The following is a 14,195-nucleotide window of genomic DNA, read 5'->3' on the forward strand; positions in this document are numbered from 1 at the left end:
TGGCGGGAGGCCGCCGCCGGGACCGGTAGGCTGGTCACATGTCCGAACCGACCGGTGCCGCCCGCCGTCGCGGGCCCTTCGAGGTCGGGGACCAGGTCCAGCTCACCGATCCCAAGGGACGCCACTACACGTTCACGCTCGAAGCCGGGAAGAGCTTCCACACCCACAAGGGTGCCTTCCCGCACGACGAGCTGATCGGCGCTCCCGAGGGCAGTGTTGTCCGTACCACCGGGAACGTCGCGTATCTCGCGCTGCGCCCGCTGCTCCCCGACTACGTCCTGTCCATGCCCCGCGGCGCCGCCGTGGTCTACCCCAAGGACGCGGGGCAGATCCTGGCCATGGCCGACATCTTCCCCGGCGCGCGTGTCGTCGAGGCGGGCGTCGGCTCCGGCTCGCTCAGCACCTTCCTGCTGCGCGCCATCGGCGACCAGGGCATGCTCCACTCCTACGAGCGCCGGGCGGACTTCGCCGAGATCGCCGCCGAGAACGTCCGCCGCTACTTCGGGGCCGAGCACCCGGCCTGGCGGCTCACCGTCGGCGACCTCCAGGACAACCTCTCCGACACCGAGGTCGACCGCGTCATCCTGGACATGCTCGCCCCCTGGGAGTGCCTGGAGGCCGTCTCCAAGGCCCTGGTGCCCGGCGGCATCGTCTGCTGTTACGTGGCCACCACGACCCAGCTCGCCCGCACCGTCGAGGCGATCCGCGAGCACGGCACCTTCAACGAGCCGACCGCCTGGGAGACCATGCTCCGCACCTGGCACGTGGAAGGGCTGGCCGTCCGCCCCGACCACCGCATGGTCGGCCACACCGGCTTCCTGCTCACCGCCCGCCGCCTGGCCGACGGCGTGGAACCGCCGCTGCGCCGCCGCCGCCCCGCGAAGGGCGCCTACGGCGAGGACTACACCGGCCCGGGGTCCGGCAGCGGGGGCGCCGCCCGCGCCTGAACGGCAGCGCTCCGCCGCCCCCGGCCCGGCCGGCCGTCCTCACTCGCCCCGTCCCAGGAGACCGGGAAACGGCCCGGTGCTCCCGCGCCGGGTCGGGTGGGAGGCGGCCCCTCCCGCCGGTTCCGCCGGGGCCGGGCGGCGGAGCCGTGACCGCCCCGCGGCGGCCCGGTAAACCTTTGGCCACTCTTCGCGGCACGGGGGGCCCGGGCGTTCCGGGCCGGTGTGAGATATGGCACGATGCAGGCCATCCCACCGGCTCCGCACCTCCAGGAGGCTCAGCGCGTGCAGGCCCCGGCATGCCCTCAGCCGTCCGCCCCCCGCCCGGCGCGGGCGCACGCCCGCTCCCGCCCGGTGCACTGGCTCGTCACCGCCACCGCCCTGGCCGCCGTGGTCGGCGGTGCCGCCTTCCTCCAGCCGTCCGGCGCGACGGCCACCACGGCGCCGGCGGCGTCCTCCGGGGCCTCGGGAGACACCGGGGACCGGACGTCCGCCGAGCCGGCGGGCCGTACCGGCGGGGCGCCCGACGCGGAGTCCGCGCGCTACCCGCTGGAGTGCGGGACGGCCGGGACCGAGGTCGTGGAGAAGGGGTCGGCCGACCTGGACGGCGACGGCCGCCCGGAGACGGTGGCGGTGGTGAGCTGCGCCGCCGGCATGGGCACTCCGCCGCACGGGCTCTACGTCCTGGCGCACGGGGCGGCGGGGCCCGAGGTCCTGGAGACGCTGCTGGACCCCGCGGAGCGGATGAACGTCGCCGATCTCGCCGTCACCGGGCGCGGCATCTCCGCCACGCTGCTCGGCTACTCCTCGGCCGAGGTGCCCCGCTGCTGCCCGGACCAGCGGCGCGAGGTGATCTGGCGGTGGCGGGACGGCTCCTTCCGGCTGGCCGCCCTCGCCGCTCCCGGCAGCGTCTGACCGGTCTGACCGGTCTGACCGTCGGCCGCGCCGGCCGCCGGGCCGGCACGGTCACCGGGCGGTCACTCCGCGTCAGGGCCGTAGATCTCCACCTTGTCCGAAACCCGACGGACGTGGATGCACTCCCCGGGGCATTCCCGGGCCGAGTCGGCCACCTCGCGCAGCAGGGGCAGCGGTACCCGGGTGGTGGCCCCGGGCGCCGTCAGCAGTTCGTCCTCCGTGTCCTTCACATATGCGAGGCCGTCGATGTCGAGTTCGAAGACCTCGGGCGCGTACTGGGCACAGATGCCGTCGCCGGTGCACAGATCCTGGTCGATCCAGACCTCCAGCTCGGCCGGGGCCGTGCCCGCCGTAGCGCCGGGGGCCGCCTCGTCCTGCACGCTCATCTCGCCTGCCGTTTCCCTGGGTCGGTGGATCAATTGAAGCCAGCTTTGACGGGTGTTGACCGTCCCGACGATACAACCGCCCGCTTTCCGATGTTGCTGGGTGGGTATCTGCTGGCGTGAGGGAGTACGCAAGGGTGAAGATCGGACACACCCCGACCGTCTTTGTGATCTAGGGGTTTCAACCTCCACCGGTCCAGGTAGGGTCAGGAAGCGTCCAGCTCCCCTTGGAGGAGGTGAGGACCGTGGCAGCCCACGACGACGACATCGACCGCGGCTTCCGGCCGGGGCGGGGGTCCGAGGACCCCGCCGGTCAGGTTGCCTATCTGGAGCAGGAGATCGCCGTCCTGCGCCGCAAGCTCGCCGACTCTCCGCGGCACACGAGGATTCTCGAGGAGCGGATCGTCGAGCTGCAGACCAATCTGGCCGGGGTCTCCGCCCAGAACGAACGGCTGGCCAACACGCTCCGTGAGGCCCGCGACCAGATCGTGGCCCTCAAGGAGGAGGTCGACCGGCTCGCACAGCCCCCGGCCGGCTTCGGGGTCTTCCTGCACGGCAACGAGGACGGCACGGCCGACATCTTCACCGGAGGGCGCAAGCTCCGGGTCAATGTCAGCCCCGGTGTGGAACTCGACGACCTCCGGCGCGGCCAGGAGGTCATGCTCAACGAGGCGCTCAACGTGGTCGAGGCCATGGAGTTCGAGCGCGCCGGGGACATCGTCACCCTCAAGGAGATCCTGGAGGACGGCGAGCGCGCCCTGGTCATCGGCCACACCGACGAGGAGCGGGTGGTCCGGCTCGCCGAGCCGCTGATGGGAGCCACCATCCGGGCCGGTGACGCCCTGCTGCTGGAGCCCCGCTCCGGCTACGTCTACGAGGTCGTCCCCAAGAGCGAGGTCGAGGAGCTCGTCCTCGAAGAGGTGCCGGACATCGACTACGAGCGGATCGGCGGCCTGGGCAACCAGATCGAGCTGATCCGGGACGCCGTCGAGCTGCCATACCTCTACCCCGACCTCTTCAAGGAGCACGAGCTGCGGCCGCCCAAGGGCGTCCTGCTCTACGGCCCGCCCGGCTGCGGCAAGACGCTCATCGCCAAGGCCGTCGCCAACTCCCTCGCCAAGAAGGTCGCCGAGGTCACCGGCCGCCCCGCCGGCAAGAGCTACTTCCTCAACATCAAGGGCCCCGAGCTGCTCAACAAGTACGTGGGCGAGACCGAGCGCCACATCCGCCTGGTCTTCCAGCGGGCCCGGGAGAAGGCGAGTGAGGGCACGCCCGTCATCGTCTTCTTCGACGAGATGGAGTCGCTCTTCCGTACCCGGGGGTCGGGCGTCAGCTCGGACGTGGAGAACACCATCGTCCCCCAGCTGCTCGCCGAGATCGACGGCGTGGAGGGCCTGGAGAACGTCATCGTCATCGGCGCCTCCAACCGCGAGGACATGATCGACCCCGCGATCCTGCGCCCCGGCCGCCTCGATGTGAAGATCAAGATCGAGCGCCCGGACGCGGAGGCGGCGAAGGACATCTTCGGCAAGTACCTGAAGCCGACGCTCCCGCTGCACGCGGAGGACGTCGCCGAGCACGGCGGCTCGCCCGCGGCCGCGGTCGACGGCATGATCCAGTCCGTCGTCGAGCAGATGTACGCGGAGTCCGAGGAGAACCGCTTCCTGGAGGTCACCTACGCCAACGGTGACAAGGAGGTCCTCTACTTCAAGGACTTCAACTCCGGCGCCATGATCCAGAACATCGTGGACCGGGCCAAGAAGATGGCCATCAAGGCCTTCCTCGACCACGACCAGAAGGGTCTGCGCGTCTCCCACCTGCTCGCCGCCTGCGTCGACGAGTTCAAGGAGAACGAGGACCTCCCCAACACCACCAACCCCGACGACTGGGCCCGCATCTCCGGCAAGAAGGGCGAGCGGATCGTCTTCATCCGCACCCTCGTCACCGGGAAGCAGGGGGCCGACACCGGCCGGTCCATCGACACCGTCGCCAACACCGGCCAGTACCTGTAGGCCACGCCCCGGCTGCGGATGTCCCCGGCGGGCATCCGCAGCCGAGTGCGTTTTCGGCAATGGAGCAAATGATCTCCCCGCCGTCCCCACGGCGTTCTAGGCTTGCGGTGACCGCCCGGCCACGGGACGTGGGGACGGGCACCGCACACGTACCGCGGTGGCTGCGGTACGTGAGCACCGGCCCCGCCCGGGGCCGGCGCCGGGCAAGGAGGGCCGCATGACCGTACGGCGAGTAATGGGCATCGAGACGGAGTACGGGATCTCCGTCCCGGGACACCCGAACGCCAATGCCATGCTCACCTCGTCCCAGATCGTCAACGCCTACGCGGCGGCGATGCACCGGGCCCGCCGGGCCCGCTGGGACTTCGAGGAGGAGAACCCGCTGCGCGACGCCCGGGGGTTCGACCTCGCCCGGGAGACGGCGGACTCCAGCCAGCTGACCGACGAGGACATCGGCCTGGCGAACGTCATCCTGACCAACGGCGCCCGGCTCTACGTCGACCACGCGCACCCCGAGTACAGCGCCCCCGAGGTCACCAGCCCGCGCGACGCGGTGCTCTGGGACAAGGCCGGCGAGCGGATCATGGCGGCGGCCGCCGAGCGCGCCGCCCAGCTCCCCGGGGCCCAGCCCATCCACCTCTACAAGAACAACACCGACAACAAGGGCGCCTCGTACGGCACGCACGAGAACTACCTGATGAAGCGGGAGACCCCGTTCTCGGACATCGTGCGCCACCTGACGCCCTTCTTCGTCTCCCGCCAGGTCGTCACCGGCGCCGGCCGGGTGGGCATCGGGCAGGACGGCCATGAGCACGGCTTCCAGCTCAGCCAGCGCGCCGACTACTTCGAGGTCGAGGTCGGCCTGGAGACCACCCTCAAGCGGCCCCTGATCAACACCCGGGACGAGCCGCACGCGGACGCCGAGAAGTACCGGCGGCTGCATGTGATCATCGGGGACGCCAACCTCTCCGAGATCTCGACCTACCTCAAGCTCGGCACCACCGCGCTCGTGCTCTCCATGATCGAGGACGGCTTCATCGCGGTGGACCTCGCCGTCGACCAGCCGGTCCGGACCCTCCACCGGGTCTCCCACGACACCACGCTGCGCCGTCCCGTCACGCTCCGCAGCGGGCGCACCCTCACCGCCGTCCAGCTCCAGATGGAGTACTACGAGCTGGCGAGCAAGTACGTCGAGGACCGCTACGGCTCGGACGCCGACCAGCAGACCCGGGACGTGCTGGCCCGCTGGGAGGACGTCCTGAACCGGCTGGAGCGGGACCCGATGAGCCTCTCCCGCGAGCTGGACTGGGTCGCCAAGCGGGAACTGCTGGAGGGCTACCGGCGCCGGGACGGCCTGGAGTGGGACGCCCCGCGGCTCCACCTGGTGGACCTGCAGTACGCGGACGTCCGCCCCGACAAGGGCCTCTACAACCGGCTGGCCGCCCGCGGCCGCATGCAGCGGCTGCTGGACGAGGCCGAGGTGGAGCGGGCCGTCACGGCCCCGCCGGAGGACACCCGCGCCTACTTCCGGGGCCGCTGCCTGGAACAGTACGCCGACGAGGTGGCGGCCGCCTCCTGGGATTCGGTGATCTTCGACCTGCCGGGTCGGGACTCGCTTCAGCGGGTACCTACCCTGGAGCCCCTGCGCGGCACGAGGGATCACGTCAAGGAACTCCTGGACCGCTGCCGCACGGCGGAGGAGCTGGTCCGGGTGCTGTCGGGCGGCTGACGGCGGCCGAAGGCCCGGGAGCAGGGATTCATCGGGTGGGCCTTTGGGCCCGGGAGGAGGGCGAGCGAGCAGCGAGCCGATGTCGGACCCGCTGTGTAGGGTCTGAACTCGACCGTTCCAGTCAAGCTGGGTCGAACCGAGCGGGGTGAGGGAAATGGCGACCAAGGACACCGGCGGCGGCCAGCAGAAGGCCACCCGTCCCACACAGGAGACCGAGGAGACCGCGCAGGACGCGCAGGTCTCGGAGGACCTCAAGGAGCGCCAGGAGAAGCTCGACGACGACGTGGACTCCGTCCTCGACGAGATCGACGACGTCCTGGAGGAGAACGCGGAGGACTTCGTGCGCAGCTTCGTCCAGAAGGGCGGCGAGTAACCGGGCCGATCCCCGGCCTCCGGCCTGCCGTGCGGGGCGTCACCAGGCGTGGCGCCCCGCACGGGGCGGGAAGCCGCCGTGGCGGACGGGCGCCCGCCGGAGCCGGAGGGACTCCGGCGCGGCCCCGGCCGGTCACGGCGCGTGGCGGGAAGGTGTCCGGGTGGCCCGCGCGGCGGTGGAGCGCGGGCCTCCGTTCGCGGGAACGGGGGAACATGTGGATCACGGCCGGGAGAAGGGTAAGGTCCCGAGCGTGCCGGTTCCCCGGAACACACGGCATGACGGACTGTTCAGCTACCGGCCCGACGGATGTGCCCGGGCCGCATCTGCGGAAGGAAACGCGTGGAAGCCAACCCTCGTATGCCCGGGCGTCTGCCGGCTGCCTTCCTGACGCCGGGCTCGCCCTCCTTCATGGACTTTCTCGCCGACCACCAGCCGGAGCTGCTGCCCGGCCGGCGTCCGCTCCCCCCGGTCCAGGGCGCCGTCGAGGCCCCGCACGGCACGACGATCGTCGCGGCGGCCTTCGCGGGCGGAGTGGTGCTGGCCGGTGACCGCCGGGCGACCATGGGGAACATCATCGCCCAGCGGGACATCGAGAAGGTCTTCCCGGCCGACGAGTACAGCGCCGTGGGCATCGCCGGAACGGCGGGCCTCGCGGTGGAGATGGTGAAACTCTTCCAGCTGGAGCTGGAGCACTTCGAGAAGGTCGAGGGCACCCTTCTCTCACTGGAGGGCAAGGCCAACCGGCTCTCCACGATGATCCGGGGCAACCTCGGGATGGCCCTGCAGGGCCTGGCGGTCGTCCCCATCTTCGCCGGCTGGGACGTCGACCGTGAGCGGGGCCGCATCTTCAGCTACGACGTCACCGGCGGCCGCTCCGAGGAGCGGGGCTACGCCGCCACCGGCTCCGGCTCGGTCTTCGCCCGCGGAGCGCTCAAGAAGCTCTACCGCGAGGACCTCGGCGAGCAGGACGCCGTCACGGCGGTCGTCCAGGCCCTCTACGACGCCGCGGACGACGACTCGGCCACCGGCGGCCCCGATCTGGCCCGCCGCATCTACCCCGTGGTCTCGGTCATCACCGGCCAGGGCTACCGGCGGCTTTCGGAGGAGGAGGCGTCCGGGATCGTCCGGTCGATCCACGAACGCCGGCTGGAGGAGCCCGACGGCCCCCGGGCCGCACTGCTCTGAGGCCGGGTCACCGGCACGCACTGGTCACCGACACGGACAGAAAGGGACGGATAGCCGGTGTCGACACCGTTCTATGTCTCACCCCAGCAGGCCATGGCGGATCGCGCCGAGTACGCCCGCAAGGGCATCGCGCGCGGCCGCAGCCTCGTCGTGCTGCAATACACCGACGGCATCGTCTTCGTCGGGGAGAACCCGTCCCGCGCGCTGCACAAGTTCAGCGAGATCTACGACCGGATCGCCTTCGCCGCGGCGGGCAAGTACAACGAGTACGAGAACCTCCGCATCGGCGGGGTCCGCTACGCGGACCTGCGCGGGTACACCTACGACCGCGGGGATGTCACCGCCCGCGGGCTCGCCAACGTCTACGCGCAGACCCTGGGCACCATCTTCTCCAGCGCCGGCGAGAAGCCCTACGAGGTGGAACTGGTCGTCGCCGAGGTGGGGGAGACCCCCGAGGGCGACCAGATCTACCGCCTGCCGCACGACGGGTCCATCGTCGACGAGCACGGCTCGGTGGCCGTCGGCGGCAACGCGGAGCAGATCAGCGGTTTCCTCGACCAGCGCCACCGGGACGGCATGACGCTCCCGGAGGCGCTCAAGCTGGCCGTGCAGGCCCTCTCGCGCGACACCAACGGCGGGGAGCGGGAGATCCCCGCCGAACGGCTGGAGGTTGCGGTGCTGGACCGTACCCGCCCGCAGCAGCGCAAGTTCCGCCGGGTCGAGGGCCGGCAGCTGTCCCGGCTGCTGGAGCCGGACGCCGGCGCGGAGGAGCCGGCAGATGAGCCGGCGGAGTCCGCGGACGGCGAGGAGTAGCCCGGCCGCGGTGAGCGGCCCCGTGCCCCGGCGGTGAACACCGGCCGCCGGGGCACCGGCGCGCCCGGCTCCGGGAGGCGGCCCCCGTCCGCCGTCCGCCTGCTGCCGGGGTGGCCCGGGAGGCCCTCGCCTCCGGGCCGGGACGGTGGCCCGGGGCCCGGTGCGGGGCCCCGGGGCGTTCCCCGGGCGGCCCGGGCCTGCGAACGCGGGAGCCGGGCGTGGCCCGCCACGCAGGGCATGACCGGGCCCCGGGAGAGCCGGGGCGCGAGGCCCGTGACCGGTGACCCCGGACCCCGGACCCCGGACCCGGGACCCGGGAAGGAATCGAGAGAAGGGACCCGCGGTGGCCTCGGGATACGCCGAACTGCTGCGCACCCCGCACGCGGCGCGGCTGCTGACCGGCACCCTCGTCGGCCGGCTGCCCAACGCCACCGGGCATGTCGCCATCGTGCTCCTGGTACGGGCCGAGGGCGGCGGCTACGCCCTCGCCGGAGCGCTGGCCGCCGCCTACGGCCTCGCCAACGCCGCCGGCCAGCCCCTGCTGGGGCGCGCCGCCGACCTCTACGGGCAGCCCCGGGTGATGCTGCCCGCCGCGGTCCTCTCGGCCCTGGCGATGGTGGGGTTCGCCGTCACCGGCCCCGAGCCGCTCCCCCTGGCCTGTGCCACCGTCGTGGCGGCCGGGTTCTGCACACCGCCGCTGGAGGGCGGCCTGCGCGCGCTCTGGCCGGATGTCCTGGCCGCCGGCGCCCGTGGGACACCGCCGGGCGGCGGCGGGACCGGCGCGGGCGGCGGCCGGGCCGCTGGGGACGGCGCCGCCGCCCGCCGCGGGGACCGGAAGCGGGACCGGCCCGCCCCGTCCGGCCGGCCGGACCCCGCCGGCCGGGTACAGACCGCCTACGCCCTGGACGCCGTCGCCCAGGAGGTGATGTTCACCGCCGGGCCGCTGGTCCTCGTCCTGGGGGTGGCGCTGTGGTCCGAGGCGGGCGCCCTGGTGGCGGTCAACGCCGTCGGTGTCCTCGGCGCCCTCTCGGTGGTGCTCTCCGCGCCCTCCCGCGCCTGGCGCTCGGCGCCCCGTGAGTCCCACTGGCTCGGCGCGCTCCGTTCCCGGGGGCTGCTGTCCCTGCTGGGTGCCTTCTTCTTCGTCGGTACGGCGCTCGGCTCGATCACGGTCGCCGCGGTCGCGTACGCCGACGGGTACGGCGGGGGCGGCGGGGGGAACACCGTCTACGGCCTGATCATGTCGGCCCTCGGCCTCGGGGCGCTGATCGGCGGGGTGGCGTACGGTGCCCGGAGCTGGACGGGCGCCCCGGAGCGGAGGCTGCGGGTCCTCGCCGCCCTGCTCGCCGTGGGCTACCTCCCCCTGATCCTCACCCCGGGGCCGGTCGCGATGACCGCGCTCGCCGTGCTGGCGGGGGTCTTCCTCGCCCCGGCGCTCGCCTGCGCCTTCGTCGTCGTGGACCGGCACGCCCCGCGGGGCACGGTCACCGAGGCGTTCTCCTGGCTGGTGACCACCTTCGGGGTGGGCGCGGCGGCCGGGACGGCCGCCGCGGGGCCCGCCGTGGAGTACGCCGGGAGCCCGGCGGGGTTCGCCGTCGCCGGGGCGTCCGGCTGCGCCGCGCTGCTGGTGCTGCTGGCCACCCGGCGGATCCTCGACGCCCCGTACGCCGTGCCCCGCGCGGCGGTGCCCTCCGCCCGGGGCCAGGAGGGCGGGCCGCGCGCCGATCAGGGGCCTGATCGGGAAAAGGACCGGGACGGCGACCCCGAACACGGTTTCAGACGGGGCGGCACGGCGTAATGTTCAGGCATGGATCGCCGCATTTTCGGGCTGGAGAACGAGTACGGCGTCACGTGCACGTTCAGGGGGCAACGCCGGCTGTCCCCTGACGAGGTGGCGCGGTACCTCTTCCGCCGTGTCGTCTCCTGGGGCCGGAGCAGCAACGTCTTCCTGCGCAACGGTGCCCGCCTCTACCTGGACGTGGGCTCGCACCCCGAGTACGCCACTCCCGAGTGCGACAACGTGATCGAGCTGGTCACCCACGACAAGGCGGGCGAGCGCATCCTCGAGGGGCTGCTCGTCGACGCCGAGCGCCGGCTGCACGAGGAGGGCATCGCCGGCGACGTCTATCTCTTCAAGAACAACACCGACTCGGCCGGGAACTCCTACGGCTGTCACGAGAACTACCTGGTGGCGCGGCACGGGGAGTTCTCCCGGCTGGCGGACATCCTCATCCCGTTCCTGGTCACCCGGCAGCTGCTGTGCGGCGCGGGCAAGGTGCTGCAGACCCCGCGCGGGGCCGTCTACTGCGTCAGCCAGCGCGCCGAGCACATCTGGGAGGGTGTGAGCTCCGCGACCACCCGGTCCCGGCCGATCATCAACACCCGGGACGAGCCGCACGCCGACGCGGAGCGTTACCGCCGTCTCCACGTCATCGTGGGCGACTCCAACATGTCCGAGACGACCATGCTGCTCAAGGTCGGCGCCACCGACCTGGTGCTGCGCATGATCGAGGCGGGCACCGTCATGCGCGACCTCACCCTGGAGAACCCGATCCGGGCGATCCGCGAGGTCAGCCATGACATGACCGGGCGCCGCAAGGTGCGGCTGGCCAGCGGGCGGGAGGCGTCCGCCCTGGAGATACAGCAGGAGTACTACGAGAAGGCGGTCGACTTCTGCGAGCGCCGGGGCATCCGCACCGGGGTCGTCGAGCGCGTGCTGGAGCTGTGGGGCCGCACCCTGGACGCGATCGGGGACGAGGACCTGGACCGCATCGGCACCGAGATCGACTGGGTGATGAAGTACAAGCTCCTGGAGCGCTACCGGGCCAAGCACAACCTCACCATGTCCCACCCGCGGGTCGCCCAGATAGACCTCGCCTACCACGACATCCACCGCCGCCGGGGGCTGTACTACCTGCTGGAACGGCGTGGTCAGGCGGCACGCATCTGCAATGACCTCAAGATCTTCGAGGGCAAGTCGGTGCCCCCGCAGACCACCCGGGCCCGGCTGCGGGGCGACTTCATCCGCCGGGCGCAGGAGCAGCGGCGGGATTTCACGGTGGACTGGGTGCACCTCAAGCTCAACGATCAGGCCCAGCGCACGGTGCTCTGCAAGGACCCCTTCCGGTCGGTGGACGACCGCGTGGAGAAGCTGATCGCCGGCATGTGACCCTGGCGCCGGGCCGGGGGCCGGCGCGGCGCCCGCCCCGGGGCGCGGCGGCGGACGCGGAACGGGTGGCGGGGGTCCCGGCGGGCCGGGATTCCCCGCCGCGGCGCCCACCGTGGTTACAGTGGCACCGTCCGTTCCCCACCCACCGCAGCCCCCACACGAGGAATCACCGTGCGCCGAATCGCAGCCCTGCTGGCTGTCCCCCTGCTGCTCGTCTCCGCCGCTGCCTGCGGCGGCGGGGACGACGCCGACACCTCCAACGGCAAGTCCGGCTCCGTCCCCGCCGTGACGGGGGGTGAGGGCGAGAAGCCCAAGGTCGCCAAGGGCGAGGGTGACCCGCCCAAGGAACTGAAGGTCAAGGTCCTCAAGGAGGGCGACGGCGCCGTGCTCAAGAAGGGCGAGGCGCTGAACGCCCACTACCTGGGTCAGACCTGGGAGGGCAAGGTCTTCGACAACAGCTACGACCGCGGCGAGGCGGCCACCTTCCAGATCGGCGCCGGCAAGGTTATCAAGGGCTGGGACGAGGGCCTGGTCGGCCAGAAGCTCGGCAGCCGTGTCGAACTGGTCATCCCGCCGGACAAGGGCTACGGCGAGCAGAAGCAGGAGAAGATCCCCGCCAACTCCACGCTCGTCTTCGTCGTCGACCTGAAGAAGGTCATGCCGACCGAGCCCAAGGGCGAGGAGGTGCCGCAGAACGACGCGGCCCTGCCGAAGGTGTCCACCAAGACCGACGGCACGGTGCCGAAGGTGACCGTCCCCGAGGACGGGAAGGCGCCGGGCGAGGTCACCGCCAAGACGATCATCCAGGGCTCCGGCAAGGAGGTCGGGGCCAAGGACACCCTGAGCGTCCACTACGGGCTCACCCTCTGGAAGGGCGGCGAGCCCGGCGGTGACACCTGGGCGCAGGGCACCCCGCAGGACGTCCCCATCGCGCAGATGCCGGGGTGGAGTGAAGGGCTGAAGGGCCAGAAGGCCGGCAGCCGGGTCATGCTGATCGTCCCGCAGGACGAGCTCACCAAGGAGCAGCGGAAGCAGATCAAGTCGGACCTGGTCTTCGTCGTGGACATCCTGGACGTGAAGTGATCGCCGCCGTACCGGACTGTTACGGTTCCGCCGACGCACATTCTCTCTAGGAGCACTTCAGTGAGCATCGAGAAGCCCGAGGTCGACTTCCCGGGCGGCGAGCCGCCGGCCGATCTGGAGATCAAGGACATCTGGGAGGGCGACGGACCCGTGGCCCAGGCCGGGGACACCGTCTCCGTCCACTACGTCGGGGTTGCCTTCAGCACCGGTGAGGAGTTCGACGCGAGCTGGAACCGCGGTACCCCGCTCCAGTTCCAGCTCGGTGTCGGCCAGGTCATCTCCGGCTGGGACCAGGGCGTGCAGGGCATGAAGGTCGGCGGGCGCCGCCAGCTGACCATCCCGGCCCACCTCGCCTACGGTGACCGCGGCGCCGGCGGCGGCCGCATCAAGCCGGGGGAGACGCTGATCTTCGTCTGCGACCTGGTCGCGGTCTGAACGACCGGCGGGCCGTCCGCGGCCGCCCCCGAGGGCCCGTGCCGTCACCGGCACGGGCCCTCGCTTTCACCGGTGCCCTCCGGGGCGGTACGGTCGTCCGTCGGGGAGACAACGAGAGAGGGCGTCGATGGCCATTGCCAAGGCCGAGCGGCTGATGAACCTGGCGCTGTGCCTGCTGGGCACCCGGCGCCCGCTCAGCAAGCGCGAGCTCCGGTCCTCGATCGAGGCGTACATCGAGGCCGGCGGCGACGACGCCTTCAACCGCATGTTCGAGCGGGACAAGGATGATCTGCGGGAACTCGGCCTGGTCATCGAGACGGTGGAGAGCGTCGACGGCGAGATCGGCTACCGCGCGGCCCGCGACAGCAACCGCCTCCCGCCGGTCTCCCTCGACGCGGAGGAGGCCGCCGCGCTCAGTCTGGCGGCCAAGGTGTGGCAGCAGGCCCGGCTGGCCGGCGCGGCCAGCGGCGCGCTGCAGAAGCTGCGGGCGGCCGGGATGCCGCTCGCCGGGGAGGGCTACGGCCACAGCCCGCTGGAGCCGCGCATCCCCGCGCACGAGCCCGCGTTCGAGCCGCTGATGCTGGCCTGCCGTGACCGGCGCCCCGTCGTCTTCGACTACCGCAAGTCCAGCGCCGTCCGCCCGGAGAGCCGGCACGTCGAGCCCTGGGTCCTGGAGTGCTGCCGGGGCCACTGGTATCTCGCCGGCTGGGACCGTGAGCGCCGCGCCGAGCGCGTCTTCCGGCTCTCCCGGATCACGGGCCGGGTCCGCTCCCGCGCCGGCGCCTTCACCGCACCGGTGCCCGACCAGGTCACCGTGCGGGAGACGGTGGAGCGCTGGGCCGGCGAGGTCGCGACGAGCACGGCCCGGATCCGGCTGCGGACCGGGGCGGGGTATCCGCTGCGGGCCCGGGCGGTCGCCGTCCGGGAGACCGGTGCGGGCTGGGACGAGCTGGAGATCCCCTACGGGCACGGGCTCGACGCCTGGCTCGTGGAGTTCGGGCCCGACGTGGTCGTCCTCGGACCGGACGAGCTGCGCACGGACGTGGTCGAACGGCTGCGCGCCGTGGCCAAGGGCTGACGGAAACCGACAGGACGGGGAACGGTCCGGCGCGGCCCGGCGGGGCCGGAGCACCGGGTGGACCCCGGCAGTACCGAAG

At 72.3% G+C, this 14,195-nt stretch carries 13 protein-coding genes; 12 read left to right on the forward strand and 1 reads right to left on the reverse strand.

Features of this window, described 5'->3' with window-relative positions; genetic code table 11:
• The first annotated feature begins 38 nt into the window (after positions 1-38).
• Both HCK00_RS12905 and HCK00_RS12910 read left to right on the forward strand, forming a co-directional pair.
• On the forward strand, positions 39-947 hold the full coding sequence (locus HCK00_RS12905; RefSeq protein ID WP_168102004.1) for a tRNA (adenine-N1)-methyltransferase: 909 nt from the start codon (positions 39-41) through the stop codon (positions 945-947).
• Between the two features lie 282 nt (positions 948-1,229).
• On the forward strand, positions 1,230-1,859 hold the full coding sequence (locus HCK00_RS12910; RefSeq protein WP_168102005.1) for a hypothetical protein: 630 nt from the start codon (positions 1,230-1,232) through the stop codon (positions 1,857-1,859).
• 62 nt (positions 1,860-1,921) lie between these two features.
• Here the strand turns inward: HCK00_RS12910 and HCK00_RS12915 are convergent, their stop codons facing one another.
• Entirely contained in the window at positions 1,922-2,245 is a 324-nt protein-coding gene (locus HCK00_RS12915) for a ferredoxin (RefSeq protein WP_168102006.1), read from the reverse strand.
• A 242-nt stretch (positions 2,246-2,487) separates the two neighbouring features.
• Here HCK00_RS12915 and arc point away from each other — a divergent pair, with 242 nt between their 5' ends.
• From arc to HCK00_RS12965, 10 genes are all read left to right on the forward strand, one after another.
• The gene (gene arc / locus HCK00_RS12920; RefSeq protein ID WP_168102007.1) at positions 2,488-4,254 is read left to right on the forward strand and encodes a proteasome ATPase; all 1,767 of its coding nucleotides are present in this window, start codon (positions 2,488-2,490) and stop codon (positions 4,252-4,254) included.
• 217 nt (positions 4,255-4,471) lie between these two features.
• Positions 4,472-5,983 (forward strand): depupylase/deamidase Dop, encoded by a 1,512-nt coding sequence (dop, locus tag HCK00_RS12925; RefSeq protein WP_168102008.1) that lies wholly within the window; start codon positions 4,472-4,474, stop codon positions 5,981-5,983.
• A 154-nt stretch (positions 5,984-6,137) separates the two neighbouring features.
• Positions 6,138-6,356, forward strand: a complete 219-nt coding sequence (locus tag HCK00_RS12930) for a ubiquitin-like protein Pup (RefSeq protein ID WP_168102009.1) — start codon at positions 6,138-6,140, stop codon at positions 6,354-6,356.
• 339 nt (positions 6,357-6,695) lie between these two features.
• Positions 6,696-7,541, forward strand: a complete 846-nt coding sequence (gene prcB / locus HCK00_RS12935) for a proteasome subunit beta (RefSeq protein ID WP_168102010.1) — start codon at positions 6,696-6,698, stop codon at positions 7,539-7,541.
• 57 nt (positions 7,542-7,598) lie between these two features.
• Complete coding sequence (gene prcA / locus HCK00_RS12940) at positions 7,599-8,354, forward strand: proteasome subunit alpha (protein WP_168102011.1); 756 nt, start codon at positions 7,599-7,601, stop codon at positions 8,352-8,354.
• A 343-nt stretch (positions 8,355-8,697) separates the two neighbouring features.
• The gene (locus HCK00_RS12945) at positions 8,698-10,149 is read left to right on the forward strand and encodes an MFS transporter (protein WP_311765296.1); all 1,452 of its coding nucleotides are present in this window, start codon (positions 8,698-8,700) and stop codon (positions 10,147-10,149) included.
• Between the two features lie 9 nt (positions 10,150-10,158).
• Positions 10,159-11,520, forward strand: coding sequence for a Pup--protein ligase (gene pafA, locus HCK00_RS12950; protein WP_168102012.1), 1,362 nt, complete (start codon positions 10,159-10,161; stop codon positions 11,518-11,520).
• A 171-nt stretch (positions 11,521-11,691) separates the two neighbouring features.
• On the forward strand, positions 11,692-12,603 hold the full coding sequence (locus HCK00_RS12955) for an FKBP-type peptidyl-prolyl cis-trans isomerase (protein ID WP_168102013.1): 912 nt from the start codon (positions 11,692-11,694) through the stop codon (positions 12,601-12,603).
• A 60-nt stretch (positions 12,604-12,663) separates the two neighbouring features.
• Positions 12,664-13,038 carry an FKBP-type peptidyl-prolyl cis-trans isomerase gene (locus tag HCK00_RS12960; protein WP_168102014.1) on the forward strand — a complete coding sequence of 125 codons (375 nt, stop codon included), beginning with the start codon at positions 12,664-12,666 and terminating at the stop codon, positions 13,036-13,038.
• Positions 13,039-13,165: 127 nt separating this feature from the next.
• Positions 13,166-14,116 carry a helix-turn-helix transcriptional regulator gene (locus HCK00_RS12965; protein WP_168102015.1) on the forward strand — a complete coding sequence of 317 codons (951 nt, stop codon included), beginning with the start codon at positions 13,166-13,168 and terminating at the stop codon, positions 14,114-14,116.
• Positions 14,117-14,195 lie beyond the last annotated feature (79 nt).

Origin of the sequence: Streptomyces zingiberis (genome assembly GCF_012034935.1) — a bacterium.
Taxonomy (GTDB): Bacteria; Actinomycetota; Actinomycetes; order Streptomycetales; family Streptomycetaceae; genus Streptomyces; species Streptomyces zingiberis.